Source organism: Kitasatospora sp. NPDC085879 (assembly GCF_040686255.1).
Lineage (GTDB): Bacteria > Actinomycetota > Actinomycetes > Streptomycetales > Streptomycetaceae > Kitasatospora.
Window position 1 is genome coordinate 24,645 of the sequence record NZ_JBFBJZ010000024.1, and the last position, 25,768, is coordinate 50,412.

A 25,768-nucleotide genomic window follows, 5' to 3' on the forward strand; every position below is an offset into this window, starting at 1 on the left:
CGGCGGACGGGAGAGCCACGAGCGGTCGCGCGGTCGGCGGGACGCAGGGCCGGGAGGACGTGGGGACACGTCCGTGGGCGGCGCGCACCACGCGGTGGCCGGTGGGCCGTGTGCGGGTGCCGCGGCGCGGGGAGCGGAGCAGGGCGGTGTGCGGGGACGGGAAGCCGCCCGTCCGTGCCACGTGGTGCGGTTCCACCGGACGGACCTCCCCCAGGTCGTGGCGGGCCGGGCCCGCGGCGGATTCCGGGGCCCGTCCTCGGCGACGAGCCTAACCCCGCACGGATCTTCGCGGGGCGCGGACCGGGATCGCGGGCGGCCCGACGGGCCGTCAGGCCGCCTGCGGCGGAAGGGGGCTCAGCCCGCCGGGGCCTCGGCCGGGCGCTTGAACATCCGGGTGGCGGTGATCTCGCCGTGGACGGTCGGGCCGTCCGGGTCCTGCGGGGCGGGCAGGCCGGGACGCAGGTGCTCCTCCACCGAGATGTACTTGAGGCCGGCCCGCAGGTCGGCGTCGTTGCGCAGCCGGATGACCAGCGGGAACTCGGCCAGCGCGGTGGTGTCGAACAGGCCGGTGGTGTAGATCAGCTGGACGCCCAGCGCGTCGGCGACCGCCCGCTGGAGCTCCAGCAGGTAGGTGGCGTTGGCCCGGCCGATCGGGTTGTCGAGGAACAGCGTGCCCGCGTGCCGCAGCCGGGACTGGCCGCGGTCGTTGGCGCGCAGCGCGGCCATGGTGCAGTACAGCGCGATCGCCGCGGTGAGCAGCTGGCCGCCGGAGAAGACGTCCGACATCTGGCCGACGCCGACCCGCTCGGCGCGCAGCACCGCGTCCGGCTTGAGGATCTCGACGCTGACGCCCTTGGGGCCGATCGCCGCGGCGACACCGCGCAGCAGCAGCGACATGCCGTCGCGGCGCAGGTCGGAGTTCTTCTTGACGGCGGCGCGGGTGGCCTCGTCGATGACCTCGCCGAGGCGCTCGACGAGCACGGCGTGGTCCGGGTCCTCGAAGCGGATCCGCAGGAACTCCTGGCCGGACCACTCGCCCAGGCCCTCCGGCAGCCGGGAGAGCCGCTGGGCGGCGCGCAGGGTGGCCAGTGAGGACTCCACCAGGCCGCGCAGCCGGTCGACGATGGAGCCGCGGTTGCGCTCCAGCTGGGCGAGTTCGTCGGTGAGCACCCGCAGCCGGGGGGCGAACGCGGCGGCCCAGGCGGCGGCGTGGTCGGGCAGCGCCGCGGTCGGCAGTTCGCGGATCTGCTGGCGGGCCGGGGTGCGGACGGCCTCGTAGCGGGCCGCGTTGGCGTGCCGGATCAGGGCGTCGGCGGCGTCCCGGACGGCGAGTTCGGCGCCGCTCAGCTCGCCGGCCGCCGTCCGCAGCGTGCGGCGGCTCTCGGTGGCCGCGGTGCGGGCCTCGGCCAGGCTGCCGAGGTACGGCTCGGCGCCCGGCTCGGCCTCCTCCGGGTTGTCGCGCAGGCCGTCGCGGAGCTGCGCGGCCGCCTCGTCGAAGTTCGCGGCGGCGGCCTGCGCGGCCTCGAAGGTGCGCAGCAGGTCGGCGTGTTCGGTGCGGGCCGTGTCCAGGCGCTCGCGGCGCTCGGCGAGCCGGGTGGTGGCGGTGCGCAGCAGGACCTGGGCGTGCTCCGGGTCGGCCGGGACGAGGTCCTCGGGCAGCTCGGTGTGGGCCTCGCCGTCGGCGGGGGCGGACCGCTCCGCGTCGCCGCGGAGCCGGCCGAGCTGCTCGCTCGCGGTGGCGGAGCGGGCCTCGATGGTGGCGACCAGCTCCTCGGCGCGGGCGGCGGCGGCCTGCCGGGCCGGGCCGTCGGCACCGTCGGGGCTGGCGAGGAGTTCCTCGGCGCGGGTGCGGACCTTGTTGGTGAGGCGGTCGAGCTCGGCCGCGGCGGCGGCCTCGTCGCCCTCGGCGCGGGCCTGCTCGGCGCGCAGGTCGGCGCCGACGCCGACCTTCTCGTACACCTGGGAGGCGGCCCGGTAGGCCTCGCGGAGGGCGGGCAGCGAGGCCGGCGTGCCGGCGGGCTCGGGGGTGTCCTCGGCGACGGTGGAGAGCTCGGCGCGCTCGGCGCGCAGGGTGCGGGCGGTGCGGCGGGCGTCGTCGGCGGCGCGCTGGGCGGCCCGGCGGTCCTCGTCGCAGGTGCGGGCGCGCTCGGCGCAGAGGGCCTGCCGGCGGTCGCACTCGGCGGCGTCCTCGGCGAGTTCGCGCTGGCGGCGGGTCCAGTTGGCGCGCTCGCGCAGGCGGAAGGCGAGGCCGGCGAGCGCGTCGGCGCGGCGGCGGGCCTGCTGGGCGGCCTCGCGGCGCTCCTCGTGGACACCGGCCGCGGCGGCGTGGTCGGCCTCGGCCTCGGCGTGCTCGGCGCGGGCGGCGGCGAGCACCGCGGTGGCGGTCTCGGCCTGCTCGGCGGCGGCGTGCACGGCGTCGGCGAGCTCGGCGAGGGTGCCGGGCGGGCACTGGGCGTGCCAGGAGGCGAGCCGGGCGGCGAGCGCCCGGTCGTGGCCGAGCCGGGCGGCGAGCTCGCGGATGTGCTCCTCGCGGGCGGTGGCGCGGGTGCGCAGCTCGCGCCGCTCGTCGTCGGCGGCCCGCTCGTCGTGCATCGCGGGGTTCGGCGGCACCAGGAAGAACGGCGGCTCGTCCTGGATCGGGGCGATCAGGGCGGCGGCGGTGCCGACGGCGACGGTGGAGCGGGGCAGCAGGGCGGCGGCCTGCAGGGCCTCGCGGGCGCGGTCGAGCGAGGACGGGTCGGTGACGACGACGCCGTCGACCAGCTCGGGGCGGGCGGCGAGGATCGCGTCGTGGTCGGCCGGGTCGACGGACTGCGCGAGGTAGCGCCAGCCCGGCAGTGCCGGGATGCCGTGCTCGCCGAGGTACTCGACGGTGGCGAGGACGTCCGGGCCGGGCGGCAGCAGGCCGCCGTCGCCGAGCGCGGCGAGGATCCGGGAGTCGTCCGCGGCGGCCGTGCGCAGGTCGAACAGGGTGCGCTCGGCGGTGGCGACGGCCCGGTCGAGCTGCTCGCGCAGGCCGTCGGCGCTGCGGTCGAGCACGGCGGGGGTGAGGAAGCCCTCGGCCTCGGCTGCGCCCTCCTGGTAGGGCGTCAGGGAGAGCAGATCGGCGAGCCGGGGCTCGGCGGCGAGCAGGGCGGCGGTGCGGTGCTCGGCGGCCAGGGCCCGCTCGGCGGCGGCGCGGGCGTCCGTGGCGCGCGCGGCGGCGAGTTCGGCGCGGGCCTCGGCGCCGGCCGACTCGCGGACCCTCGCCGCGGCCGACTCGGCGGCCGCCCGGACCTGCTCCAGCGCCGCGGTGGCGGCCTTCTCCGCGTCCGAGGCGTGCAGGGCCGCGCGGGCCGGGTCACCCGAGGGGTTGGAGGCCGTCTCGGACGCGTCGATCCAGCCGGCCTCGACGGCGGCCGCGGTCTCCTGCTCGACCTCGGTGAGGCGCTGGCGCAGGTGCTCGGCCTCACTGCGGGCCTTCTGCCCGGCGGTGGCGGCGGCGGTGGCCTCGGCCTGGGCGGTGGAACCGTCCTCCTGCAGCTCGCCGGCGCGCAGCTCCTCCTGGTCGGCGCGGGCCTCGGCGGCCAGCGCGGCGGTCTCCAGCGCCCGGGCCAGGGCGCCGGCGGCCTGCGCGCGGGCGGCGAGCGCCGGGGCGGCGTCCAGCTCGGCCTCGCGGATCGCGGCGGCCACCCGGGCCGCCCGGTCGGCGGCGGCCCGGTGCCGCAGCACGGCCTCGGCGGCCTGCCAGGCCGAGTGCAGGGTGCGGGCCTCGATCAGCTCGCGGCGCAGCGCGGCCGCCTCGCCGGTGGCCGCGGCCAGCGCCAGGGTGGCGTGCCGGTAGGTGAGTTCGGCGGTGATCAGGGAGTGCCGGGTGCGGTCGGACTCGGCGGCGGTGACGGCGCTCGCGGCGGCGGCGACCTCGACGGCGAGGTCCTGGGCGCGGCCGCGCTCGGCCGCTGCCCGGGAACCGAGGGCGTGGGCGAGGCGGCGGGTGCGGCGCTCGGCGGCGCGGTGCGTCTCGCGGACGCCCTCCCGGGCGGCGGTGGCGTCGACGATCCGCTGCAGCAGGTCCAGCGAGCCCGCGGTGAAGTCGCGTTCGGCGGTGAGCTCGGCGCGGCGGCCGAGCTTGGCGGCGAAACCGTGCACGAGGTCGGCGAGGCCGTCGGTGTCGCGGGTGTCGGTGACGGCGCGCAGCAGCAGGTCGGTGAAGTCGGCGTCGTGCTTCACCGCGAACAGGCCGGCCGCCTCGCCCTCGTCCGCGTTCATCTCGCGCTGGTAGCGGAAGAGTTCGGGGTCGAGGCCGAGGTCGCCGAGGTGCTCGTTCCAGCGGTCGTGGATCTCCTCGAAGGTGAGGTCGAGGTACGGGTACGCCTTGCCGGCCTCGGTCAGTGCGTCCCGGAAGCCCTTCATGGTGCGGCGGCGGCCGCGGGCCTTCTGCTGGCCGGCGAGACCGACCCGCTCGGCGACCGGCAGGGAGTCCAGGGTCAGGCCGGGGCCGGGCCGGAAGGAGTACCAGAGTTCGGCGAACTTCCGCGGGTCGGACGAGACCTGGCGGCCGCGCCACTCGCTGACCTTGCCGACGACGATCAGCTCGCCGGTCACGGTGTGCTGCCACTCCAGGGCGACGTGGCCGCAGTCGTCGGCGAGCAGGAACTTGCGCAGCACGCCGGAGCTCGCGCCGCCCAGCGTGTTGCGGTGGCCGGGCAGCATCACCGAGAAGATCAGCTTCAGCAGGACGGACTTGCCGCCGCCGTTCTCCAGGAAGAGCACGCCGGCCGGGGCCGGGCGGCGGCGCGGGCCCTCCGGCTCCCCGCCGAACAGGCCCATCTGCTGCGGGGCGGGCTCCGCCACCGGCTCGCCGACACCGCGCAGGTCGAGGACCGTGTCGGCGTACCGGGCGCCGGCCGGTCCGATCGAGTACAGGCGGACCCGGTTGAGCTCGTACATGGTGCGGCGGTTCTCCAGAGTGGGTGCCGGTCGGTTGGGACCGGCGCGGAGTGTCGGGGACGGCGTGTCGGAATTCGGTGTCGGAGGGGGGTGTCGGAGGTCTCGTCAGAGTGCGTGGAACGGGAGGCCGGCGTCGGCGACGAGTTCGTCCGAGTCGTCGGCGGGCAGCAGGGTGGCCGAGCCGTCCGTCACCGGGACGACGCCGAGGTCGGTCAGCTCCGCCATCGCCGCCGAACCCGCCAGGTCGCGGACCTGGAGCTGGTAGCGGGCGGTGGTGCGGAAGGTGCCGCCGGCGTCGTCCGAGGTCTTCTGCAGGAATCCGGAGTCGACCAGGAACAGCACCGCCTTGGAGACGATGCCGGTGGTGGAGCCGGCCAGCCGGCGGGCGTCCTTCGTCGCACCGGTGGACGAGCGGCGGGCCCACACCCGCCAGGCCGCCTCCAGGCCGGGGGCGTCGCTGGCCGGGTCGGTGACCTCGCCCTGCGACTCGGCCCGCTCCTCGAGGCGGCGGCACGCCTGGCGGACGAAGGCGTCCACACCGTTCACCGTCACCCGGCCGAGGTAGCCGTCGTCGGCGAGGTCCTCGGGACGGGGGAAGGCCAGGGCGGCGACCGCGAGATGCGCGAGGCCGTGCAGGAAGCGGTCGGTGGACTCGGACGCCGCCCGGCGGGAGTAGTCGCCCATCCGCACCGCGAAGACCGAGTCCTCGGCGGCGGCCACGGCCATGCCGGCCCGCGGCGACACCTCCAGCACCACCAGGCCCATGCCGGTGGCCACGGCGTCGGCGAGCCGCGCGAACGGAGGGTCCTCGCGGTACCGGCGGACCAGCTCGGCGTACTCGGCGTCGCGCGCCGGCAGGAGCTTGGCCTGCAGTCCGAAGGAGACCAGGCGGGCGGCGTCGGCGACGTCGGCGGGCGTGAGGGGGGCTGCCGCCGGCTCCGGCTCGGGAGCCCACGCCGCATCGTGGTTGATCGTCACGGACGGGACTCCTTGCGGGGATCGGATACGGGCTGCTGAGGGGCATGCCCCGGGGGCGGGTGGTGATCCCCGTGCGTGGGCTGTGGCATCAGCCGGCCTCCTTGCGGTCGGCAGCCATGCCGGCGGCGTCGAGGAGGGCGCTGCCGACGATGAGGTCGGCGCCGCCGAATTCGGGGTCGTCGAGGTGGGTGCCGTCGTCGACGGCGAAGAGCAGGCGCTCCTCGCCCTGGCGGTAGGCGGTGCCGACCGGCGGGCTGGCGGCGTGGACGGCGAGCAGGGCGACCAGGTAGGGCAGGTCCGGGTCCCGGCGGCGGGCGTCGGCGAGCAGGCCGGAGAGCCGTCGGGGCGCGTCCGCGGGCAGGTCGAGGAGTTCGAGGGCGGCTTCGAGCTGGGCCTCGCTGAAGCGGCTGTCGTCGGGGGTGGCGACGAGGTCGGGCTCGGGGAGTTCGGCGCCGAGGTGTTCGCGTTCGACGGGCGGGGTGAGCAGCAGGTCGACGAGGTCGGCGACCCGGACGGAGGTCGGTGTCCGCAGGCCGGTGCCGCGGGCGAAGAACGCGTCGGTGGGCCGGACGGCCTGCTCGACGGGCAGTTCCAGCAGCGGGGCGAGGAGGTGCCCGTACAGGTCGATGCCGCTGCGGGCGCCGGGGGCGGCGAAGGCCTGTCGGTCCTGTTCGGCGCGGAAGAGCGGGCCGGCCTCGAGCAGGCGGGTCTGCAGCTGGGTGTGGCGGCGGATGCAGTCCTTGACGATGTCGACGAGCTCGGCCGCGCGGCGCTTGTGCTCGGGGTCGATGCTCTCGTCCCGGGCCTTGCGGATGTTGGTGAGGATGGCGTTCTCGTGCCGGTACCGGTCGGCGATGTGGTCAAGGGCCTCGTCGATCAGGTCGGGGACGGTCTCCATCCAGTCGACGGCGCGGACGTTGCGCCGGGTGGCCTCCAGGGCGCGGCGCAGCGTCTCGGCGTACTGGACGGTGCGGTAGCGAGCCTGCTCGGCGGCGAGCTGCGCGTCGGCGAGGCGGCCGCGGCGGATCAGCACCTCGAGTTTGACCTCGGCGGCGATCTGGGCGGAGGTGACGTCGGTGTCGAGGGCGCCGACGAGGACGTTGACGGCCTCGTCGGTGGTGCGCAGGTAGACGCCGCCGTCGGGGCCGGGCACCTCTTCGATCAGCTTGAAGTCGTAATCGCGGCGGATGTAGGCGCCGTCCGCGCCGAACGTGCCGTAGGCGGCGCGGAAGCCGCGGTCGACGCTGCCGACGTTGATCAGCGACTCGAGCACCCAGCGGCCGACCCGTTCGTGCTCGGCGCTGCTGCGGGTCGGGTTCTGCGCGGCGATCCGGGGGTGGAGGCGGCCGAGCACTATGTCGCGATCGGCCCCGGTGTCGAAGTCCATGTTGAGCGTGACGAGGTCGATCGCCGCGAGGCCGACCTCGGCCATGGTGTACGAGCTGTACTCGCCGGCCAGGTTGACCTTGCGCGCGTCGAGGTCGTGCAGCGGTGCGGTGCAGGCCAGCGCCTTGAGCCGGCGGGCGAGGCCCTCGTCGGCGGCCGGGCCGGGTGCGGGCCGGACGGCTGCGGCGGGCGGCCGGAGCTCGTACTCGGCGGACTGGTCTGCGATGGCGGTCACGGTGGACAAGGTTAGAGGTTCGCACCGACAACATCCGAAACGAGCCTGCTTGCCCCGGTTCCGGCGGCCCCGGGTGGCCTGCGATCACCTGTTGAACATGTTCAGTTTCCGACTTGAACGTGTTCAATTCCTGGGTCTAGAGTGCGGGCCATGACCAAGGACACCGACCCGCCGGTGGACCGGGACGCCGCTCTGCGGCGCATCCGCACCTGGCTGTGGATCTTCATCGTCTGCCTCGTCCTCAGCGGCCTGACCGCCTTCCCGCTGGAGACCGAGACCCGCTGGCTGGCCTCCGCCGTCGACGGCAGCCGGCTCGGCGCGCACTGGCCCGACCTCGCCGCGTGGGCGGTACGGGTGCGCGACGGCATCGCCGAGACCGGCGACCGCCACCCCTTCCTCGCCTACGGCACCGACTGGCTGGCCTTCGCGCACCTGGTGATCGCCGCCGCCTTCTGGGGCCCGCTGCGCGACCCGGTGCGCAATGTCTGGGTGATCCAGTGGGCGCTGCTCGCCTGCGCCGGGATCCTGCCGCTGGCGCTGATCTGCGGCCCGCTCCGCGGCATCCCGCTGTACTGGCGATTCGTCGACATGTCGTTCGGTGTGGTCGGCGCCGTGCCGCTGCTGATCGTGCTGCGGGCGATCCGCCGGCTCGAGTGGGCCCGCGCCGTCACCGCGCCGAACGGCTTCACCGCCCCGGTGGCCGCCCGATGACCGCGACCGACGCCCCGGCCGCACTCGACCGTCTGGACCAGGCCGGCTGGGTGGCGCACTTCACCGCCGAGGCGGCCCGGCGCGCCGACCTCGGCGACCCGGACTTCTCCCGCGGCGCCCGCGCCTCGACGGCCCTGCTGCGCAGCCTGCAGAAGTTCCAGGTCGGCGAGGACGGCGACGGGGCCGGTCTGATCGGCAAGGCGGACACGGCGGGGGACGCCGACTACGCCGCCGCCGTCCGGCTGTTCGTCGCCGAGGAGCGGAACCACGCCCGCCTGCTGGCCGAGCTGCTGGGGGCGGCCGACACCCCGCTGCTCGGCTCGCACTGGAGCGACGCGCTCTTCGTCCGGTTCCGGCGGCTGCTCGGCCTGCGGCTGGAGCTGATGGTGCTGCTGGTGGCCGAGGTGGTCGCGGTGCCGTACTACCGGGCCGTCCGGGACGGGGCGGCGAACGGCCTGGTCGCGGAGGTCGCCGGACGGATCGCCGCGGACGAACTGCGGCACATCCCCTTCCACTGCCTGCGGCTGCGGACGTCGATCGGGCGGCTGCCGGCCCCGCTGCACTCCCCCGCCGTCGCCCTCTGGCTGCTGCTCGCCGCCACGGCGGCCGTCTTCGTGGCGCTGGACCACGGCCCGGCGCTGCGGGTGCTGGGTGTGCGCCGCACGCGCTTCGTCGCGGAGTCGGCCGCGGTGGCGGCCGAGGCCGCCCGAGCGCTGCGGCCGGCCCGGTGACGGCCCGGGGCACTGCCGCCCGGCCGGCGCCGCGGGCGTTCGGGGTGTTGGCCGCCGGCCTGGCGACCCAGGTCGCTCTGCTGTTCCTCTGGGCCTCCGTGCCCGGACCGGTCGGCGCGTTCGCGCTCTCGCCGGTCGGCGTCCTGATGTGGTGGCTCTCGCTCTGGCTCGGCCCGGCGGCGAACTGCGCACTGACCCGGCGGTGGATCCGCGGCGGCGGCCCGCTCGACACCGTCCGGGTGGTGCTGTGGACCGTGCGGGCCTGCGTCGCGGGCACGGTGATGTGGATCGCCTCCGCCGTGGTGCTGTTCCTGCTGGCGGTCGCGCTCGTCTGACCGCGCGGCGTCGCGGGCCGGTGACGAACGCCCAACTCCCCGTCGGTCGGGCCCGTCCGACACGATGGTGCGGCTGCGGACGCGAACGGGTGACGGCCGTTCGGCAAAACCTGGCACCCGGGTGCCGGGCCCGGCGTCCGGGCAAACGATCAGGCCCTACGATCACCCCCAGGAGCTGCTGGAAGGCGGGCAAACGCGTGGCGGACGCGGTGATCGATCTCAATGCGGACCTCGGCGAGGGTTTCGGGCGGTGGACCCTGACCGACGACGAGGCCCTGCTGTCCGTCGTCACCAGCGCCAACGTCGCCTGCGGCTTCCACGCGGGCGACCCCTCGACGATGCGGCGGGTCTGCGCGCTCGCCGCGGAACGCGGAGTCCGGATCGGCGCCCAGGTCTCGTACCGGGACCTCGCCGGCTTCGGGCGACGCGCGATGGACGTGCCGCCGGACGAGCTCGCCGACGAAATCGCCTACCAGATCGGCGCCTTGCAGGTCTTCGCCCGGGCGGCCGGCTCCCGGGTGTCGTACGTGAAGCCGCACGGGGCGCTGTACAACCGGGTGGTGGCCGACGACGAGCAGGCGGAGGCGGTGGTCTCCGGGGTGCTGCGGGCGGGCGCCGTGTGCGACGGCCCGCTGCCGGTGCTGGGCCTGCCGGGTTCCAAACTCCTCGCCGTGGCCGAGGGGGTGGGGCTGCCGGTGGTCGCCGAGGCCTTCGCCGACCGGGCCTACACCCGGGCCGGGACACTGGTGCCGCGGCGCGAGCCGGGCGCCGTGGTGCACGACCCGGAGACGGTGATCACCCGCGCCGTACGGCTGGCCCGGGACGGCGCGGTGAGCACGGCCGGCGGCGAGACGGTGGCCGTCAGCGCCCGCTCGCTCTGTGTCCACGGGGACACCCCCGGCGCCGCCCAGCTCGCCTGGCGGGTGCGCGGCGCACTGGCCTCGGCCGGTGTACGGGTGGAGGCGTTCACCTGATGGAGGGTCGGCGGAACGACGGCGCCCTGACCGTCCGCCCGGTCGGCGAGGACGCGCTGCTCGTCACGGCCGGCTCGGCCGAACGCGTCGCCTCGCTGTACGCCGAACTGCTGGCCCGCCGCGCGGAACTGCCCGCGGTGACCGAGATCGTGCCCGCCGCGTGCACCGTGCTGCTGGACGGCGTCGCCGACCGCGCCGCCCTCGCCCGGGAGCTGGCCGGCTGGGCGCCGCCCGAACGGCCGCCCGCCGAGGGACCGCTGGTGTCCGTACCGACGGTGTACGACGGCGCCGACCTGGCCGAGGTGGCGGACCTCTGGGAGGTCTCCCCGGAGGCCGCGATGCGCATCCACACCGAGCCCGAGTACCGGGTCGCGTTCTGCGGCTTCGCCCCCGGGTTCGGCTACCTCACCGGCCTGCCCGAGCGGTACCACGTGCCGCGCCGGGCCACCCCGCGCAGCTCCGTCCCGACCGGGTCGGTGGCGCTGGCCGGCCCGTACACCGGGGTCTATCCCCGCTCCTCCCCCGGCGGTTGGCAGTTGCTCGGGCACACCGCGCTGCGGCTGTGGGACACCGGGCGCGAACCCGCCGCCCTGCTGGCGCCGGGCACCCGGGTCCGGTTCGAGGCGGTGGCCCGTGGCTGACCTGCTGGTGGTGCGCCCCGGCCCGCTGACGACCGTTCAGGACCTCGGGCGGCGCGGCGTCGCCCACCTCGGCGTGCCCCGCGCGGGCGCCCTCGACGAACCGGCGCTGCGGGCCGCCAACCGCCTGCTCGGCAACGCGCCGGACGCGGCCGGCCTGGAGACCACCCTCGGCGGGACCGCCCTCCGCCCCTCGGCACCCGTGGTGGTGGCGGTGACCGGGGCGCCCGCGCCCGTCCGGGTGGACGGCCGGCCGGCCGCCTGGGGCGCGGCGGTCCGGGTGCCGGCCGGCGCGCTGCTGGAGGTGGGGGCCGCGACGGCCGGGGTGCGCAGCTACCTCGCGGTCGCGGGCGGCATCGACGTGCCACCGGTGCTGGGCAGCCGTTCGGCCGACCTGCTGTCCGGGCTCGGCCCCGCGCCGCTCGGGGAGGGCGACCGGCTGCCGGTCGGCAGCGCACCTCCGGGACCGGCGGCGGAGTTCGTGCCGCTGCCCGGACCGCCGCGGGAGCTGGTGCTGGACCTGCTCCCGGGGCCGCACGCCGCCTGGTTCGCCGGTCCGCCGCCGGTCGCCGGGTACCGGGTCGCCGCCGCGTCCAACCGGATCGCGCTGCGCAGCGAGGGCCCGCCGCTGGTCCGCGCCCGGGCGGGCGAACTGCCGAGCGAGGGCATGGTGCTGGGCGCGGTGCAGGTACCGCCGGACGGCCTGCCGGTGGTCTTCCTGGCCGACCACCCCACCACCGGCGGCTACCCGGTGATCGGTGTCGTCCCCCGCGCCGACCTGGCGGCCGCGGCCCAGGCCCGGCCCGGCACCCCGCTGCGCTTCGCCCCGCGCCGTGGCTGAGGCCCGGCCGCGGGGCCGTCACCGGGCGAGGTAGCCGCCGTCCACCGGCAGCACCGCGCCGGTCACGAAGGAGGCCTCGTCGGAGGCGAGGAAGAGGATCGCGCGGGCGACCTCCTCGGGTTCGCCGAGGCGGCCGAGCGGGTGCTGCTGGACGATGGCCTCCAGGTACTCGGGGCCGCCGGGCTCGTCCGGGAGCTGCTTGACGCGGTCGGTGCGGATGGTGCCGGGGGCCACGGCGTTGACCCGGATGCCCTGCGGGGCGCACTCGACGGCCAGGTGCTTGGTCAGCCCGGTGGCGACGAACTTGGCCGGGCCGTACACGGCTTGGCCCGCCTGCCCGGCGACGCCGGAGATCGAGGAGAGGCAGACGATCGAGCCGCCCCCGGCCGCGGCCATCTGCTCGATCGCGTACTTGCAGGTGAGGAACATGCCCCGGCCGTCGACCGCCATGACGGCGTCCCAGTCCTCCGGGGTGGCCTCGGCGACGGTGTGCAGCGGGATCACCCCGGCGTTGGCGACGAGGACGTCGATCCGGCCGTAGGAGCGCACCGAGGCGTCGATCATCGCCCGGGCGTCGGAGGGCACGGCGACGTCGCCGGTCACCGGCACGGCCTCGGCGCCGTCGGCGGAGAGTTCGGTGCAGAGCGCCTCGACCGCGGGGCCGTCGATGTCGGTCAGGACCAGCCGGGCGCCCTCGTCGGCGAAGAGCTCCGCGGTGGCGCGGCCGATCCCGCGGGCCGCGCCCGTCACCACCGCCGCCTTGCCCGCCAGCCGTCCGCTCATGCCGTCCGCTCCCGTCCGTGTGGTGGCCCGGGGCCAGCATGCCGCAGCGGGGCGGGCGCACCCGGCCTGACATGCCGTCATGGTGCGGGAAGGCCGGCCCGGGTGGGACGGCGGGACACCGGATCTTGACCCTGCGGACAGGTCCCGGACATCTTGAATGCTTATTCTCCAGCTGCGCCGAGGGCGCCGCAGCGATCCGCGCGGCCCGGCAGTAGGCCCCCGGCAGCCGCCCCGACCGCGTCGCGCCCTCGGCGGACCGCGCACCACCACGAACGAACAGGACAGCCCCCATGCACAGCCCTCGACGGACGCCCCTGGCCGGTGCCCGGTGATCGACTGGTTCCACGCGGCCGTGCTCGGCCTCGTCCAGGGGCTCACCGAGTTCCTGCCCGTCTCCTCCAGCGCGCACCTGCGGGTGTTCTCGGCGCTGGCGGGCTGGGACGACCCCGGGGCGGCGTTCACCGCGGTGACCCAGCTGGGCACCGAGTCGGCGGTGCTGATCTACTTCCGCAAGGACATCGCCGCCATCGTCGGCGCCTGGGCGGCCTCGCTGTTCAGGCCCGCGCGCCGCAGCGACCCGAACGCCCGGCTGGGCTGGTTCGTCATCGTCGGCACCCTGCCGATCGGGATCTTCGGCGCGGCCTTCCAGGACACCATCGAGACCTCGCTGCGCGACCTGCGGGTCATCGGCACGACGCTGATCGTGTTCGGCCTGGTCCTGGCGGTGGCGGACCGCTCGCGGGCGGTCCGGAACGCCCGCCCGATCAGCGATCTGACGCTCCCCCACGCGGCGGCGTACGGCCTGGCGCAGTCGCTGGCGCTGATTCCGGGCGTGTCCCGCTCGGGCGGCACCATCAGTGCGGGCCTGCTGATGGGCTACAGCCGGGAGGCGGCGGCCCGCTACTCGTTCCTGCTGGCGATCCCCGCGGTGCTGGCCTCCGGCACGCTGGAGCTGTTCAAGATCGGTGAGGGTCCGGCGCCCGCCTGGGGGCCGACCCTGTTGGCCACCGCGATCGCCTTCGCGGTGGGCTACGCGGCGATCGCCTGGTTCCTGAAGTACATCTCGCACAACAGCTTCATGCCGTTCGTGGTGTACCGGGTGGCGCTCGGCGTGGTGATCATCGGACTGGTCACCGCGGGCGTGCTCGCCCCGGACGCCGGCATCGGCGGGTAGCGCACCTGCCGCCCCTCGGCGGTCAGTCGCGCGGGGCCGCCCGACGGCGCCAGACGAGGACGCCGACGATCGCCGCGGCCAGCAGAGCGACCACCGCGACGGTGGCCGTGCCGCTGCCGGAGCCGCCGTCGGAGGCGACCGGCACGGTGGCCTCCGGGCTCGCCGAGGACGGCGCGGCACTGGGCGCGGCGCTCGGCGCGCCGGAGGTTGCCGTCGGGCTCGGCGCGGCCGAGGGGCTCGCGGACGACGAGGTGGGCAGCGGCTTGGCACCGGGCGCGGCGGCGGCGAGCTTCAGGACGGGCGCCGGGTGCGCGGGCTCGGCGCCGCCCTGGGGCAGCTCGATCCAGCGGTCGACGTGGCCGTCCGAGTAGGTGACCAGGGTCTTGAAGGCGACCGACCTCTCGTTCGGCAGCTGGCGCACCTTGATCTTGTAGGCGGCGTTCTTCCCCGGGGCAAGCGCGGCGCCGGCCACCTGGTAGCCGTCCTCGGACGGGGTGAAGCTCCAGCCCTTGGGCGCCTCGACCAGGGACACGTCGGACGGTGCGATCCCTGCGGGCAGCACGACCTTGACCTGCTTGATCCCGGCGCTGGACGACTCGCCCTCGGTGTCGAAGGCCACCACCGCGTTCGTCGCCAGCGCCCGCGCGGTGCCGGACTCGACCTCGACGTGGGCGAGCGCCGGCGCGGCCAGGGCCAGGACGCCGGCCGCGGCGGCCAGCGGGACTGCCGCACGGGCGAGCAGACGGGATCGGTTCATGGCGGCGGTGCTCCAGGGGATCGGCGGCCGGCCCGGCGGCCGGTGCGGCGTCCGCTCATCATGCCGCACCGGGGCGGGCGATTTGTCCCCGATCGCAACCTTCGATCGGCTACGGACGCTCGCGCGCGGTCAGCCGTACTCGCACGGCGGCGTGCACTTCCGCCTCCTCCGCCGGGTCGGCGGCGAGCCTGCGCAGGCGCTCCAGGACCCGCACATCACCCGTTGTGGTGACGTGGCGGGCGGCGAGTTCACGGGTCGACTCCTCGCAGTCCCAGAGGCACTCCACCGCGGGGCCCTGGGCGAAGTACGGGTCGGTCGCGGCCAGCGCGCGGGCGGCGCGGCCGCGGAGTTCGGAGGAGCCCGTCTCCCCGTACACGTGGCGCAGGGCCGGGACGGCTGCGACGGCGGCCAGCCGCCCCGCACCGTCGACCAGGGTGGCCAGGCCGGCGCCCTCGGTGCCGCGCACCGAGATCCAGCGGCGCAGCGCCTCGACCACGAGCGGGCCGTCGGCGGGTTCGCCGGCGTCGGCGAGGAGCTGCACGGCGGCCTCGCCCAGCGCGCTGTCGGCGCCGCCGGTGGCCGGGTCGGCCCAGCGGCGGGCGTGCGCGAGGGCCTCGGGGCCGCGCATCCGGCCGAGCACCTCCAGGGCAGCGGTGACGATCCGCTCGTCGATGTCGGCGGCGGCGGCCTCGATCAGGCCGGCCGCGGCCGGATCGCCCTGGTCGACGAGGTAGCGCAGGGCGGCGGTGCGGGCGCCGGGCGCGCCGTTGCGGGCGGCGTCCAGGACGGTGTCGCGGTCCTCCGGGCGGACGACCGCGGCCAGGCAGCGGGCTGCCGCGGCGGCGCGGCGGGCGGCGCCCTCGGGTGAGCGGTCCGGCGCGGCGGCGGGTGTGGCGGCCTGGTCGCTCTGGTCGGCCCAGGCGAGCACGTCGGTGGTGCTCCAGCCCGGGGTGACGCCGCCGCGGTTCATCTGGCGCTGCCACAGGTCGAAGGGGGACTGCTCGCCGGCGGTGGCGACCCGCGGGTGGTGGGCGGCCCACAGCCGCCAGGGCCGCGGCTCGTACGCGCCGCGGACGGCGGCGCGCAGCTCGGCGTCGCCCTCCGGGTCGGCCGGGAAGCGGGCGAGGACGGCGGGGGCGAGCGAGAGCAGGGACTGGTCGTCGTCGCGCAGCGCGAGTTCGTCGAGCGCCCATGACCAGTTCCAGCCGGTCGCGGTGTAGCCGCGCAGCAGGTCGACGGCGTCGCGGCGGCCGTAGGCGGCGAGGTGGCCGAGGACGGAGAGGGCGAGGCCGGTGCGAGCCTCGTCCTGGTCGATCACGTCCTCGGGGGCGCGCAGGTGGGCCTCGATGCCGGTGAGCGGCGCCTCCAGCTCCATGTAGAGGCGCGCGTAGTAGAGGGAGCGGTTCTCGACCTGCCAGTCGGCACGGGGGTCGTGGGTGACGCAGAACTCGAGGGCGGTGATCGCCTCGGCGCGGTCGGCGGCCAGGGCATGCAGTTGCCCGTCGCCGCGGCCCCTCTGCAGGAGGCCGACGAGACTGGCACTGGGCGCTATCACTGGCTCGAACATGAGGTCAGCATCCGTTGCGGCGGTCGTCGAGGCAACGGCTTTTCCGTCACCGGGGGTGGATCGGTCCTGGACAGGCGCCCGGGCGCCGGAATCACCGAAGGCTACCGCTTGGGGCGGTTATCTGCACACAGGGCGACGGAACGGCGGCGCAGAACCGCCCCCGCGAGCCCGGCCCCGCAGCGTGCCGGCATATGCCTCCGGAAAATCCACGGACGATGTCCGCAAATCCCCCACAACGGACGCGCCGCTGTGGCAGGCTCGGTGGACGGCCCTCCGCGGGCCGCACCCTCACCTCTACGAACACCGCAGCGAGCACCGATGAGCCTGACCGCCGGCCACGCACCCGCCGTGAGCCGTCCGGGAGACGTCGCCGCCGCCGAGTGGGACCTGCTCACCGACGGCGTGCACTGGTCGGACGGCGCCTACCGCCTGCTCGGCCGGGACCACCGGCTGGGCCCGCTCACCCTGGACGCCCTGCCCGCCCTGCTGCACTCCGAGGACCGCCCGCAGCTCTGCCGGCTGGTCACCCGCATCCTGGTGCACGGGCAGGCCGGATCCGCCGTCGTCCGAATACGCCGGCCCGACGGCCGCACCACCGCACTCTGCTGCACCGGCGCACCGCTGCTCGGCGGGGACGGCCGCGCCACCGCCCTCCGCATGCTGCTCCGCCCGGTCTGACGGGACGCCCCGGACGGCCCGACCCTGCCGGCTCTAGACCTGCCGGCGGCGCTGGGGCATCACCGCGTCGATCTCATCGCGCAGCTCGGCGACCTCCGGCAGGCCCTGGTAGCGCCCGGCCAGCCGGTACATCTCGCGCAGCCGGTCCCAGGTCCGCAGCGAGGACGTCTGGTTGATCGCGTTCATCGCCAGCTTGGCCTGCAGGCAGGCCTCGTCCGGCTCGCCGGAGATCCAGTAGACCGAGGCCAGGGTGATCTGGTCGAGCAGGGCGGACCGCTCCCGGCCGGCCGGCCGCAGGTCGATCGCCCGGCGGGCGTGCTGCTCGGCGAGCCGGACGGCACCCGGGTCGTGCTCGGCCAGGGTGCGGTAGACCAGCGCCTGCATGCCGTGCAGCTCGGCCTCGTTGAAGAGCTGCATCCAGCTCGGCGGCGCCTCGTCGGCGTCCTGCACGAAGAGGTCCTCGGCCTCCCCCAGCACCCGCCGGGTCGCGTCGGAGCGGCCGAGCGAGGCCTGCGCCCACGCCTCGACGGTGTGCAGCATGGCCCGGGTGCGCGGCTGGGCCCGGTCGCCGGCGCTGGCCTGGGCGAGCTGCATGAGCTCCAGGGCGTCGTCGGCGCGGCCGAGGTGGAGCATCTGGCGGGCGGCCCGGGAGATCGCCTCGCCGGCGCGGGGCCGGTCGTCGGCCTCCTTGGCGGCCTGCGCGGCGATCACGAAGTACTTCTGCGCGGTGGGCTCCAGGCCGACGTCGTGGGACATCCACCCGGCCAGCACCGCCAGGTTGGCCGCGACCGTCCACAACCGCCGTTCGACAGCCGGGGTGTGTCGATGCGTCAGGATGTCGCCGACCTCGTTCAGTTGGCCGACCACGGCCTTGCGCTGGAGGCCGCCGCCGCGGGAGGCGTCCCAGGCGCGGAAGACCTCCACGGACCGCTCCAGGGCGGTCACCTCGTCGTTGCCGACCGGGCCGGCGTCGTACGCGTCCACGACGGGTTGCGGACCGCCCTGGGTCAGCACGTGGCGTGGGCCCGGCCGTTCGGCGGCGTGGGCGACACCGTCGCCGGTGAGCCAGTCGTGGAGGTTGTCGGCGATGACGGTGCCGGCGGCGAGCGCCGCGCCCGCACCGACCAGACCGCGTCGGTTCAGCATGAGGTCCATTCCCGTGAACTCGGTGAGGACCGCCGCTGTCCGATCCGGCTGCCAGGGCACGACCGCCGCCGTCTCCGTGGGGGTGCCCGCCCTGGTGGGCCGGTGTCGCTCCAGACCGAGGTCCTCTGTGGTGACGACACGTCCGAGCCGCTCCGTGAACACGGCGGCGAGCACCCGCGGCACCGGATCGCGGGGGATCTCCCCCTGCTCGATCCAGCGCCGCACCCGCGAGGTGTCGGTGGAGAGCTGCTGCTGCCCCATCGCCGCACCGCGCCGGTTGACCAGCCTGGCCAGCTCGCCCTTGGACCATCCGGTCAGGGCGAACAGGTCGGCGAGTCTGGCGTTCGGCCCCTTGCTCACGTGAAGCCCCCAGGTTCCTCGGCTGATTTCGACAGTAGTGGCTCTGTCACATGCCACGCGACCATTCGCCAGGGTTCGCCAGGGCACGCCACATGGTGTGCCAGTGCCGACGGGGTGTCAGGTAGGACTGCGCCACCCCGACTTCGGAGCCGGGAGGCGGCCGGAACGTCCACGGTTCCGGCCCGACGGACCGTCAGAGGCCCGTCCGAACGGCTCCGGGCGGACGCCTCCGGCACCTCCGGAGGGGGTGGCGCGGCCGGGTGGCGCGGGGGCGTCGGGCACGGCGCGGCAGGCGGACACCGCATTCCCCAGGGTGCGGAGGAGGCCGGCCGGCACCGCGCCCGACGCCCGCACTCCACCCGGGCCGCCGGTCGGGCCAGGGGCATCGCAAGGCCCCCGGCCCGACGGGGCGAAGACGGCACAGCAGTCGGCCAGGAAGGGACCCTCACCAGCCCATGTACTCCACAGCCAGCACCGGCACCCGCCCGGCACCCGCCCCCGAACAGGGCATGGCGCGCCACCTCCCGGGGCAGGGCCGCCCCGCACTGCGGCCCCCGACCGCGGCCGGCGGCCGGCCCGCGCCGAGGGGCACCGAGCTGCGCGACCCCCGCACCGCCCTGGCCCGTACCGCGCTCGCCGGCCGGTCCGAGGTCCCCGTCCGGCCCGTTCCGGGCCGGCTGCTGACCACCCGCACCGGCGACGGCTTCGTCGACCGGGTCGACCCGGCCTCCCTGCAGACGCCCGCCGTGAAGGCCGCGCTGGCCGCCGTCTCGCGGATATGTCCCGCCTTCCTCCCCCGGCAGGTGCTGCGGGAGGGCAGCCGGCACATCCTGATCGCCGGCACCATCGGCCGGGCCCCGGTGGTCGCCAAGTGCCTGGCGCCGCAGGCGGCCCGGGACGAGCAACTGGTCGAGCGCTTCCACCACGAGGTGGCGGTCTACCGGGCGTTCGTCCGGCACCGCCCGCCGGTGCGGCTGCCTCGGCTGGTGGCGGCCGACCACGACCGCTGCGTGCTGGTGCTGGAGCGGGTGCCGGGCCGTCCGGCGGCCCGCGAGCGGCACCCGGTGAACCCCCCGACCCCGGGCGAGGTCCGCGCGGTGCTCGGCGCCGTCCGCACGCTGAACCTGTGGCGCCCGCCGACGGACGTGTTCGGCAAGCCGCTGGACTACTCGCTGGAGATCGCCCGCTACCACTCGGTGGGCCAGCTCACCGACCGGGACGCCGGCGACCTGCGAGGGCTGCTGCACGGCCTCGCGAACACCGGCTGGCAGCTGTGCCACGGCGACGCGCTGCTCGGCAACCTGCTGCTCGCGCCGTCCGGGCCGGTGCTGCTCGACTGGGAGGAGGCCGGCTGGTACCTGCCGGGCTACGACCTGGCGGTGCTGTGGAGCGTGCTCTCCGGGGACACCGCGGCGCGCCGGCAGATCAGCCAACTCGCGCAGTCCGGCGGCACGCTGGCCCGGGACGCCTTCCTGGTGAACCTCGTCCTGGTGCTGATGCGGGAGATCCGGCTGCACGACGTCCCGGGGGCGGGCGAGGAGCAGCGCATCATGATCCGCCGGCTGTACGACGACGCGGCGCTGGCCCGCCGGGCGGTGCGTGCGGCGGTCGGCACCCGCTGAGCGGGGCGCGGTCCGCGTCGGGGCCGGGGGTCCGGAGCTGCTCCGGGCTACCCGGCGCGGCGCGGACCGCCGCGTTCCAGGGCCGTCCCGGCGATGACGTCCAGGACGGTCTCGTCCGGCGGGAAGTGCATCCGGCTGCTGAGGATGTCGCGCAGGAAGCGCTCCAGGGGGTGGCGGCGGCTGAGTCCGGGGGTTCCGCTGAGGGCGACGGCCTGCTGGACGGCCGCGGCGGCGGCCCGGCCGGCGAGCAGCTGGGCGGCGGCGCTGCGGGCGCCGGCGGCGCCGCTCTCGCCGCGGTCCACGGCGGCGGCGACCGCGCCGAGCACCTCCTCGGCGCCGATCAGTCCGGCCTCGATCTCGCCGAGCGCGGTGCGGTAGCGCGGCAGGGTGGCGAGCGGTTCGGTGAGGTTGGCCGGGGTGCGCTGGCCCAGGAAGCGGACCAGCCAGTCCTGGGCGGCGCGGGCGGTGCCGAGGTGGACGGCGGCGAGCGCGAGGTCGTGCCAGGCCCGGGCGGTGTCGGCGGCGGCCCGCTGCTCGGGGGTCTCCCGGCCGGGCGGGGTGAGCCGGACGGCGAGTTCGGGGGCGACCCTGACCTTGTCGAGGACGACGTCGTGGCCGGCGCTGGCGCGCAGGCCGAGCTGGTCCCAGACCGGGTCGATCTCCAGGCCCGGGCTGTCACCGCGGACGAGGAAGAGGCCGACCCGGGGGACGGCCTCGTCGGTGCGGGCGGGCACGGCCATCCAGGCGAGCGCCTCGGCGCCGCTGCAGTCGCTCTTACGGCCCGTCAACTCCCAGCCCTCGCCGTCCCAGTGGGCCACCGTGGCGGGCGGGCCGGCGGGTTCGCTGCGCAGGGTGCCGAGCAGCGCGGGGCCGCGGCGGGACTCGGTGAGCACCCTGCGGTAGGCGGCGGCCGGCCAGAGTCCGGTCCTGGCCTGTTCGGCGTGGAGCAGCAGGGTGTGCGCGGCGAGCACGGCGACGGAGGCGTCGCCGCGGCCGAGTTCGACGAGTGCGCGGACGGTGTCGGCGAGGCCGGCTCCGGCGCCGCCGTGCCGGCGGGCGACAGTGAGGGTGAGCAGGCCGGCCTCGTGCACGGCCTCGACGCCCTGGTAGGGGAAGGTTCCGTCGCGGTCGTGCTCCTCCGCGCGGGCGGCGAGCAGGTCGGCGACGCGGGGCAGGCGGGCGAGGGCCTCGGTGACGGCGGCGCGCTCGTCGACCGGGGTGGCTGCAGGTGTCATGGCAGGTGCCTCCGGGCTGGCGGCGGGGACGCGGGCGGCGGGCGGCACGGGTGCGGTCCGTCGGCGGGTGCTGCGGCCGGCGGTCCGGGGGTGCGGGCGGCCTGGGGCGGCCCGGTGCCGCGGGGTCGAGAGGGGCCTGGGGCCCCGGTCATCTGCCCGGACAGGTCCCGCCCGCGGTGCGCCGCAGGTCCAGGTGCCGGCGGCGGGTGAGCAGCGGGAGGCGGCACGACATGCCGGTGACTGTACGAAGCGTTGATCGAAACCGTCAAGCGCGTCCGTACCGGTCGGTTCAGCCCTGCTGGAACATCTCCGCGGGAAGCGGCTTGAGCAGCTGGTAGAGGTCGTCCGCGATGGGGCGGTCCCAGGAGGCGATGGTGACCAGCACGCCGTCGCTGCGGCCGAACTGGGAGCAGAACACCCGCTCCTCGCTGACCTTGACCTTCTTCACGATCAGCAGGTCGTCGCCGAGCATCACGGGGAAGTCCTCGGCGGAGACGAAGTCGACCTGCTCCTCGTTCTCGAGGGCGGCGAGCAGCTGCCGGATCTCGAAGGGCACGCCATCCTCGGGCTCGCGGGCCGGCGAGCCGTCCGGCAGGTTGCCGATGAACATGGCGGGGCCGCGGCCCCCGAAGAGGTCGTAGCGCAGGAAGATCCCCTGGCACGAGCCGTCCTGGGCGTTCATCGTCATGGCCCCGAAGTGGCCGGGCCAGTCGCCCGGGTCCATCGCGAGCACGTCGAAGTCCGGACCTGCGGGAGAGCCGGAGCGACGGCGGAGGAATGACATGACACCATCGTACGGGTCGCGGGCCCCCGGGCCCGCGCGCGGGTGCCACCGGCGCACGCGGGCGCACGGCGGTGACCGGCCGGGCATCGACGCTCAGAGACCAATGTTGACTCTGAGCAACCGTCCGGGCTACGTTCGGTTCAGCACGACAGCCGCTGTGGGTTCGTCCCACCGGGGGGCGGCTTGTTCAGGCGTGCCATGCCACGCTTCCCTCGCTCAGCACGTCGTCGTGCGAACAGACCTGATCCACCGTCGCCGGTCCGTGGCCCGCAAGGGTCCCGGCCGGGGGCGGAGCAGTAACGACAACTCCACAAGCCAGGTTCGCGGGGCCCCGGCCCGTCGCACTCGCGGACCTGTCCGGGGCACCGCCGCGTGGGGGCGTGCGGATGACCCGGACATCGGGTACCGAGCTGAGTAGCTCTCGGCGTGGTGCCCTTCCTCCCCGCGACGGCCTGCCCTTCACGGGGCCGGTTCAGCCGACGCACTTCGGTGCGTGTGGGGACACCTCGGGAGGAGCTCGTCGCCGGCGCCGGTGACGGGCAGCACAGCGGGCGCCGTGCACGACCGCGTGGGGGCGGTCGGCACGGCGTCTGCCTGCTCCATACTGTGGGCCGCCGCTTGTCCAGCAGTCAACGAGTTTCAGACCATCAGAATTCATTTGTGACCTCCGCGCCGTCACCGGGGGTTCAGCCGGAGGTCTGCCGGGCGCCGCCTCAGGTGAGGTCGAACTCGCCGTCCCGGGCCCCGAGCACGAAGGCCCGCCACTCCGCCGGGGTGAAGATCAGCGCGGGTCCGTCCGGACTGCGTCCGTCCCGCATCGCGATGAAGCCGTCGACGAAGGCGATCTGGACGTCCCCGACCCCCTGGCTGCTGGACAGCCACTTCGCCCCGTCGAGGTCGAGTCTCGGCTTGGGGGCGCGCTCCGTGCCGGTCGCCGTGTCGGTCGCCATGCCCTGTTCCTCCCGCTGTCGTCCGGGCTCCAGCGTAGCCAGCGGCCGTCGGCCGTCGGGGCGACTTCGCCCGGAGGGTGCCGGATGCGGCGGATCGCCCCCGGACGCGGAGCGGCTGTGGTAGACACGGCCGCCATTGGCCCGTCCCGCGGCGGCGGGCTGCGAGAGTGGTGCCCGCACGACCTTCCGCCTCCTGCAGCCTTTCCGATCGCCGCAGCCTCCAGGGAGCCGCCGATGGACCGCCGGGCCGGCACGCACGCCGATGTCATCCCGATCTCCGACGCCCCGTCAGCCCCGTCCGCCGGGACGGCGACCGCGACCCGGCCGGCGCCGGTGCCCAGGCCGGCCCGGCCGACCGGGCACGGCCGGGTCGGGGTGGTGCTGGTGTCGCACAGCCAGGAGCTGGCGCTGGCGGTGCGCCGGCTGGCACTGGCGATGACCGGCACCGAGGACCCGTCCCCGGTGGCGGCGACCGGCGGCACCGGGGACGACGATCTGGGCACCAGTGCCGTCCTGGTGGCGGCGGCGGCCCGGCGGGTGGACCAGGGGCACGGCGTGGCGGTCCTCTCCGACCTGGGCAGCGCGGTCTCCACGGTGCTGGCGCTGCTGGCCGACGCGGACGAGCACGGGCTGCCCTTCCCGGTGCGGTTCGCCGACGCGCCGTTCGTGGAGGGTGCGGTGGCGGCCGTGGTCACCGCGACGGCGGGCGGCGACCTCTCGGCCGTCCTGGACGCGGCCGAGGAGACGTACCGACAGCACAAGACCGGTCGGCCCCATCTGTGACGGAACGCCCTCCGGGCGGTGGGCGCGCCGCTAGCATCGGCCGGGAGCGCGGGGCGGGGAGAGGCTCCGGCCGAACGGGGGGAGTCCCAGCATGCGCGTGGTCGTCACCGGCGGAGCCGGCTTCATCGGCGCCAACCTGGCCCGGGCCCTGCTGGCCCGTCCGGAAGTCGAGGAGGTCCGGGTGGTGGACGACCTGTCCACCGGCGACAAGGCCAACCTGGACGGCCTGGGCGTCGCCCTGCACCAGGGCACGATCCTCGACGCGGCGCTGCTGGACGAGGCCTTCGCGGGCGCCGACGCGGTGGTGCACCTGGCCGCCCTGCCCTCGGTGCCCCGTTCGGTGGCGGACCCGCTGGCCAGCCACCACGCCAACGCCACCGGCACGCTGGAGGTGCTGGAGGCGGCCCGCCGCGCCGGCGGCCTGTACGTGGCGGCGGCGTCCTCCTCCTCGGTGTACGGCGCCAACCGGGAGCTGCCCAAGCGCGAGACCATGCGCACCGCCCCGATGAGCCCGTACGCGGTGAGCAAGCTGGCCACTGAGGCGTACCTCGCCGCCTACCACCACTGCTACGGCCTGGGTGTGCTGCCGCTGCGGTTCTTCAACGTCTTCGGTCCGCTGCAGCCCGCCGGGCACGCCTACGCGGCGGTGGTGCCGGCCTTCCTGGACGCGGCGCTGGCCGGCCGGCCGCTCACGGTGCACGGCGACGGCGGGCAGAGCCGGGACTTCACCTATGTGGGCACGGTGGCCCAGGTGCTGACCGAGGCGGTGCTGCGCCGGGTGGTCCACCCGGACCCGGTGAACCTCGCGTTCGGCACCCGCACCACGCTGCTGGAACTGGTCGGCGAGCTGGGCTCGGTGCTCGGCCGGCCGCTGGAGACGGCGCACACCGAGCCGAGGGCGGGGGACGTCCGGGACTCGCAGGCCGACAACGGGCGGCTGCGCGAGCTGTTCCCGGACGTCCGGCCGGTGCCGCTCCGGGAGGGCCTGGAGCGCACCGCGGAGTGGTTCAGCTCCCGCTGACGTCCGGTTCGAAGGAGAAGACGGTGTGCTCGGCGCCGGCGAGGGCGAGGTCCAGCCGGTGCCGGGCGTAGCCGTCCAGCGGCGGCAGCGCGTCCGGCGCGAACCAGCCGACCTCCAGCGACTCGTCGTCGTTCACCCGCGGCTCGCCGGCCAGCAGCCGGCAGCGGAAGGTGAGGTCGAGGTACTGGGCGCGGTCGCCGTTCGGGTACTCCAGCAGCGGGGAGACGGTCACCGAGGTCAGCCGCTCGGGCTCGACGCTGACCCCGGTCTCCTCCAGCACCTCCCGGGCGAGGCCCTCGGCGGGCTGCTCCCCGGGGTCGAGGATGCCGCCGATCAGCGCCCACCTGCCGTTGTCGCTGCGGCGGTTGAGCAGGACGCGGCCGCGGTCGTCGGTGATCACGGCGGCGACGCCGGAGAGCCAGAGCGGGCGGGTGCCGACGAGGGCACGGAGTTCGGCGAGGAAGGTCGGGATGGCCATGGACCGACCCTAACCTCCGCCGCCCAGCGGGGCCTTCGTCAGCCGTCCGCGGCCGGCCGCAGCAGCCGGGCCGGGGAGCCGACCACCACCGTGCCGGGTGCGACGTCCCGGGTGACCACGGCCGCCGCGCCGACGAACGCGCCCGCGCCGACCGTGCGGCCCTGGAGGACCACGGCGTTGGAACCGACGGTGGCCCCCTCGGCGAGCCGGACGGCGCCGGAGACGTTGCCGCCGGGGTAGACCGTGACCCGCTCCCCCAGCACCGCGTCGTGGCCGACGGTCGCGTTGTAGTGCACCTGGCTGTGCGCGCCCAGGCGGACGCTGCTGGAGACGTACGCACCGCCCATCACCAGGCAGCCGGGGGCGAGTTCGGTCTCCGGGGCGATCAGCGCCCGGGGGTGGACGAGCACCGCCGGCTCGCCGCCCGCGGCGTCGAGCAGGGCGGCGAGCCGCAGCCGGACCTGCGGGTCGGCGATGCCGACCAGGTAGCGGCTGCCGGGCGGCAGGTCCTCCGGGGCGATCACCTTGAGGCCGCGGACGAGGGTGCCGCGGGCCCGGTCGTCGAGGAAGCCGGCGACCGGGACGCCGGCCGCGAGTGCGGTGTCGAGTGCCTCGCGGCCGACGCCCCCGGCGCCGGCGATCCACAGCTGGGCGGCTTCGGTCATGGCTCCA

General features: G+C 76.0%; 24 protein-coding genes. 11 read left to right on the forward strand and 13 right to left on the reverse strand.

What is annotated here, in order from left to right; all coding sequences use genetic code 11:
- Window positions 1–354: 354 nt before the first annotated feature.
- The 3 genes from AB0P35_RS19725 to AB0P35_RS19735 form a co-directional block, all read right to left on the reverse strand.
- Window positions 355–4,929 carry a hypothetical protein gene (locus AB0P35_RS19725; protein WP_363512181.1) on the reverse strand — a complete coding sequence of 1,525 codons (4,575 nt, stop codon included), beginning with the start codon at window positions 4,927–4,929 and terminating at the stop codon, window positions 355–357.
- A 105-nt stretch (window positions 4,930–5,034) separates the two neighbouring features.
- Window positions 5,035–5,901, reverse strand: a complete 867-nt coding sequence (locus tag AB0P35_RS19730; protein WP_363512311.1) for a hypothetical protein — start codon at window positions 5,899–5,901, stop codon at window positions 5,035–5,037.
- A 94-nt stretch (window positions 5,902–5,995) separates the two neighbouring features.
- Window positions 5,996–7,528 (reverse strand): hypothetical protein, encoded by a 1,533-nt coding sequence (locus AB0P35_RS19735; protein ID WP_107486850.1) that lies wholly within the window; start codon window positions 7,526–7,528, stop codon window positions 5,996–5,998.
- A gap of 150 nt (window positions 7,529–7,678) precedes the next feature.
- Here AB0P35_RS19735 and AB0P35_RS19740 point away from each other — a divergent pair, with 150 nt between their 5' ends.
- From AB0P35_RS19740 to AB0P35_RS19765, 6 genes are all read left to right on the forward strand, one after another.
- The gene (locus AB0P35_RS19740; RefSeq protein WP_363512184.1) at window positions 7,679–8,239 is read left to right on the forward strand and encodes a hypothetical protein; all 561 of its coding nucleotides are present in this window, start codon (window positions 7,679–7,681) and stop codon (window positions 8,237–8,239) included.
- The gene (locus AB0P35_RS19745; protein WP_363512186.1) at window positions 8,236–8,970 is read left to right on the forward strand and encodes a ferritin-like domain-containing protein; all 735 of its coding nucleotides are present in this window, start codon (window positions 8,236–8,238) and stop codon (window positions 8,968–8,970) included. The genes AB0P35_RS19740 and AB0P35_RS19745 overlap by 4 nt, the downstream gene beginning before the upstream one ends.
- Before the next feature lie 44 nt (window positions 8,971–9,014).
- Window positions 9,015–9,305 carry a hypothetical protein gene (locus AB0P35_RS19750; protein ID WP_363512188.1) on the forward strand — a complete coding sequence of 97 codons (291 nt, stop codon included), beginning with the start codon at window positions 9,015–9,017 and terminating at the stop codon, window positions 9,303–9,305.
- A gap of 197 nt (window positions 9,306–9,502) precedes the next feature.
- On the forward strand, window positions 9,503–10,279 hold the full coding sequence (locus AB0P35_RS19755) for a 5-oxoprolinase subunit PxpA (RefSeq protein WP_257019421.1): 777 nt from the start codon (window positions 9,503–9,505) through the stop codon (window positions 10,277–10,279).
- Window positions 10,279–10,920, forward strand: coding sequence for a 5-oxoprolinase subunit PxpB (gene pxpB / locus AB0P35_RS19760; protein WP_363512191.1), 642 nt, complete (start codon window positions 10,279–10,281; stop codon window positions 10,918–10,920). Before AB0P35_RS19755 ends, pxpB begins: the two co-directional genes overlap by 1 nt.
- Window positions 10,913–11,758: a biotin-dependent carboxyltransferase family protein gene (locus AB0P35_RS19765; protein ID WP_363512193.1), complete on the forward strand. Its 846-nt coding sequence runs from the start codon at window positions 10,913–10,915 to the stop codon at window positions 11,756–11,758. Before pxpB ends, AB0P35_RS19765 begins: the two co-directional genes overlap by 8 nt.
- Before the next feature lie 18 nt (window positions 11,759–11,776).
- Here AB0P35_RS19765 and AB0P35_RS19770 read toward each other — a convergent pair whose 3' ends face one another.
- Window positions 11,777–12,541, reverse strand: coding sequence for an SDR family NAD(P)-dependent oxidoreductase (locus tag AB0P35_RS19770; RefSeq protein ID WP_363512195.1), 765 nt, complete (start codon window positions 12,539–12,541; stop codon window positions 11,777–11,779).
- A gap of 331 nt (window positions 12,542–12,872) precedes the next feature.
- Between AB0P35_RS19770 and AB0P35_RS19775 the strand changes: the two genes are divergently transcribed.
- Window positions 12,873–13,715 carry an undecaprenyl-diphosphate phosphatase gene (locus AB0P35_RS19775; RefSeq protein WP_095877224.1) on the forward strand — a complete coding sequence of 281 codons (843 nt, stop codon included), beginning with the start codon at window positions 12,873–12,875 and terminating at the stop codon, window positions 13,713–13,715.
- 22 nt (window positions 13,716–13,737) lie between these two features.
- Here the strand turns inward: AB0P35_RS19775 and AB0P35_RS19780 are convergent, their stop codons facing one another.
- Both AB0P35_RS19780 and AB0P35_RS19785 read right to left on the reverse strand, forming a co-directional pair.
- A complete protein-coding gene (locus AB0P35_RS19780; protein ID WP_363512197.1) occupies window positions 13,738–14,472 on the reverse strand; it encodes a DUF1775 domain-containing protein in 735 nt (244 codons plus the stop codon).
- Window positions 14,473–14,581: 109 nt separating this feature from the next.
- Complete coding sequence (locus tag AB0P35_RS19785; RefSeq protein ID WP_363512199.1) at window positions 14,582–16,039, reverse strand: HEAT repeat domain-containing protein; 1,458 nt, start codon at window positions 16,037–16,039, stop codon at window positions 14,582–14,584.
- Window positions 16,040–16,357: 318 nt separating this feature from the next.
- Between AB0P35_RS19785 and AB0P35_RS19790 the strand changes: the two genes are divergently transcribed.
- Window positions 16,358–16,717: a PAS domain-containing protein gene (locus AB0P35_RS19790; protein WP_095876396.1), complete on the forward strand. Its 360-nt coding sequence runs from the start codon at window positions 16,358–16,360 to the stop codon at window positions 16,715–16,717.
- A gap of 33 nt (window positions 16,718–16,750) precedes the next feature.
- Here the strand turns inward: AB0P35_RS19790 and AB0P35_RS19795 are convergent, their stop codons facing one another.
- Window positions 16,751–18,223: a hypothetical protein gene (locus tag AB0P35_RS19795; protein ID WP_363512201.1), complete on the reverse strand. Its 1,473-nt coding sequence runs from the start codon at window positions 18,221–18,223 to the stop codon at window positions 16,751–16,753.
- A gap of 455 nt (window positions 18,224–18,678) precedes the next feature.
- On the opposite strand from AB0P35_RS19795, the gene AB0P35_RS19800 reads away from it, so the two are divergent.
- Window positions 18,679–19,845 carry an aminoglycoside phosphotransferase family protein gene (locus AB0P35_RS19800; RefSeq protein ID WP_257019422.1) on the forward strand — a complete coding sequence of 389 codons (1,167 nt, stop codon included), beginning with the start codon at window positions 18,679–18,681 and terminating at the stop codon, window positions 19,843–19,845.
- Window positions 19,846–19,892: 47 nt separating this feature from the next.
- On the opposite strand, the gene AB0P35_RS19805 is transcribed toward AB0P35_RS19800, so the two are convergent.
- The 4 genes from AB0P35_RS19805 to AB0P35_RS19820 form a co-directional block, all read right to left on the reverse strand.
- Window positions 19,893–21,080 (reverse strand): acyl-CoA dehydrogenase family protein, encoded by a 1,188-nt coding sequence (locus AB0P35_RS19805; RefSeq protein WP_363512203.1) that lies wholly within the window; start codon window positions 21,078–21,080, stop codon window positions 19,893–19,895.
- A gap of 148 nt (window positions 21,081–21,228) precedes the next feature.
- Window positions 21,229–21,312 (reverse strand): putative leader peptide, encoded by an 84-nt coding sequence (locus tag AB0P35_RS19810; RefSeq protein ID WP_363512313.1) that lies wholly within the window; start codon window positions 21,310–21,312, stop codon window positions 21,229–21,231.
- Window positions 21,313–21,369: 57 nt separating this feature from the next.
- Window positions 21,370–21,864 carry a hypothetical protein gene (locus tag AB0P35_RS19815; RefSeq protein WP_095876399.1) on the reverse strand — a complete coding sequence of 165 codons (495 nt, stop codon included), beginning with the start codon at window positions 21,862–21,864 and terminating at the stop codon, window positions 21,370–21,372.
- 713 nt (window positions 21,865–22,577) lie between these two features.
- The gene (locus tag AB0P35_RS19820) at window positions 22,578–22,814 is read right to left on the reverse strand and encodes a DUF397 domain-containing protein (protein ID WP_363512205.1); all 237 of its coding nucleotides are present in this window, start codon (window positions 22,812–22,814) and stop codon (window positions 22,578–22,580) included.
- A 234-nt stretch (window positions 22,815–23,048) separates the two neighbouring features.
- Between AB0P35_RS19820 and AB0P35_RS19825 the strand changes: the two genes are divergently transcribed.
- Window positions 23,049–23,597: a PTS fructose transporter subunit IIA gene (locus tag AB0P35_RS19825; protein WP_363512207.1), complete on the forward strand. Its 549-nt coding sequence runs from the start codon at window positions 23,049–23,051 to the stop codon at window positions 23,595–23,597.
- Window positions 23,598–23,688: 91 nt separating this feature from the next.
- Window positions 23,689–24,618: an NAD-dependent epimerase/dehydratase family protein gene (locus AB0P35_RS19830; protein WP_363512209.1), complete on the forward strand. Its 930-nt coding sequence runs from the start codon at window positions 23,689–23,691 to the stop codon at window positions 24,616–24,618.
- Here AB0P35_RS19830 and AB0P35_RS19835 read toward each other — a convergent pair.
- Both AB0P35_RS19835 and AB0P35_RS19840 read right to left on the reverse strand, forming a co-directional pair.
- Complete coding sequence (locus tag AB0P35_RS19835) at window positions 24,605–25,096, reverse strand: NUDIX domain-containing protein (RefSeq protein ID WP_095876403.1); 492 nt, start codon at window positions 25,094–25,096, stop codon at window positions 24,605–24,607. The genes AB0P35_RS19830 and AB0P35_RS19835 overlap by 14 nt on opposite strands.
- 38 nt (window positions 25,097–25,134) lie before the next feature.
- Window positions 25,135–25,761, reverse strand: a complete 627-nt coding sequence (locus AB0P35_RS19840) for a NeuD/PglB/VioB family sugar acetyltransferase (protein WP_363512211.1) — start codon at window positions 25,759–25,761, stop codon at window positions 25,135–25,137.
- Window positions 25,762–25,768 lie beyond the last annotated feature (7 nt).

What these genes read in the sequence shown, in the direction of transcription:
- AB0P35_RS19725 (WP_363512181.1), bottom strand. Translation starts at nt 4,929, where the DNA reads ATGTACGAGCTCAACCGGGTCCGCCTGTACTCGATCGGACCGGCCGGC.
- AB0P35_RS19740 (WP_363512184.1), top strand. Translation starts at nt 7,679, where the DNA reads ATGACCAAGGACACCGACCCGCCGGTGGACCGGGACGCCGCTCTGCGG.
- AB0P35_RS19745 (WP_363512186.1), top strand. Translation starts at nt 8,236, where the DNA reads ATGACCGCGACCGACGCCCCGGCCGCACTCGACCGTCTGGACCAGGCC.
- pxpB (WP_363512191.1), top strand. Translation starts at nt 10,279, where the DNA reads ATGGAGGGTCGGCGGAACGACGGCGCCCTGACCGTCCGCCCGGTCGGC.
- AB0P35_RS19770 (WP_363512195.1), bottom strand. Translation starts at nt 12,541, where the DNA reads ATGAGCGGACGGCTGGCGGGCAAGGCGGCGGTGGTGACGGGCGCGGCC.
- AB0P35_RS19780 (WP_363512197.1), bottom strand. Translation starts at nt 14,472, where the DNA reads ATGAACCGATCCCGTCTGCTCGCCCGTGCGGCAGTCCCGCTGGCCGCC.
- AB0P35_RS19785 (WP_363512199.1), bottom strand. Translation starts at nt 16,039, where the DNA reads ATGTTCGAGCCAGTGATAGCGCCCAGTGCCAGTCTCGTCGGCCTCCTG.
- AB0P35_RS19790 (WP_095876396.1), top strand. Translation starts at nt 16,358, where the DNA reads ATGAGCCTGACCGCCGGCCACGCACCCGCCGTGAGCCGTCCGGGAGAC.
- AB0P35_RS19800 (WP_257019422.1), top strand. Translation starts at nt 18,679, where the DNA reads ATGTACTCCACAGCCAGCACCGGCACCCGCCCGGCACCCGCCCCCGAA.
- AB0P35_RS19805 (WP_363512203.1), bottom strand. Translation starts at nt 21,080, where the DNA reads ATGACACCTGCAGCCACCCCGGTCGACGAGCGCGCCGCCGTCACCGAG.
- AB0P35_RS19810 (WP_363512313.1), bottom strand. Translation starts at nt 21,312, where the DNA reads ATGTCGTGCCGCCTCCCGCTGCTCACCCGCCGCCGGCACCTGGACCTG.
- AB0P35_RS19815 (WP_095876399.1), bottom strand. Translation starts at nt 21,864, where the DNA reads ATGTCATTCCTCCGCCGTCGCTCCGGCTCTCCCGCAGGTCCGGACTTC.
- AB0P35_RS19820 (WP_363512205.1), bottom strand. Translation starts at nt 22,814, where the DNA reads ATGGCGACCGACACGGCGACCGGCACGGAGCGCGCCCCCAAGCCGAGA.
- AB0P35_RS19825 (WP_363512207.1), top strand. Translation starts at nt 23,049, where the DNA reads ATGGACCGCCGGGCCGGCACGCACGCCGATGTCATCCCGATCTCCGAC.
- AB0P35_RS19830 (WP_363512209.1), top strand. Translation starts at nt 23,689, where the DNA reads ATGCGCGTGGTCGTCACCGGCGGAGCCGGCTTCATCGGCGCCAACCTG.
- AB0P35_RS19835 (WP_095876403.1), bottom strand. Translation starts at nt 25,096, where the DNA reads ATGGCCATCCCGACCTTCCTCGCCGAACTCCGTGCCCTCGTCGGCACC.
- AB0P35_RS19840 (WP_363512211.1), bottom strand. Translation starts at nt 25,761, where the DNA reads ATGACCGAAGCCGCCCAGCTGTGGATCGCCGGCGCCGGGGGCGTCGGC.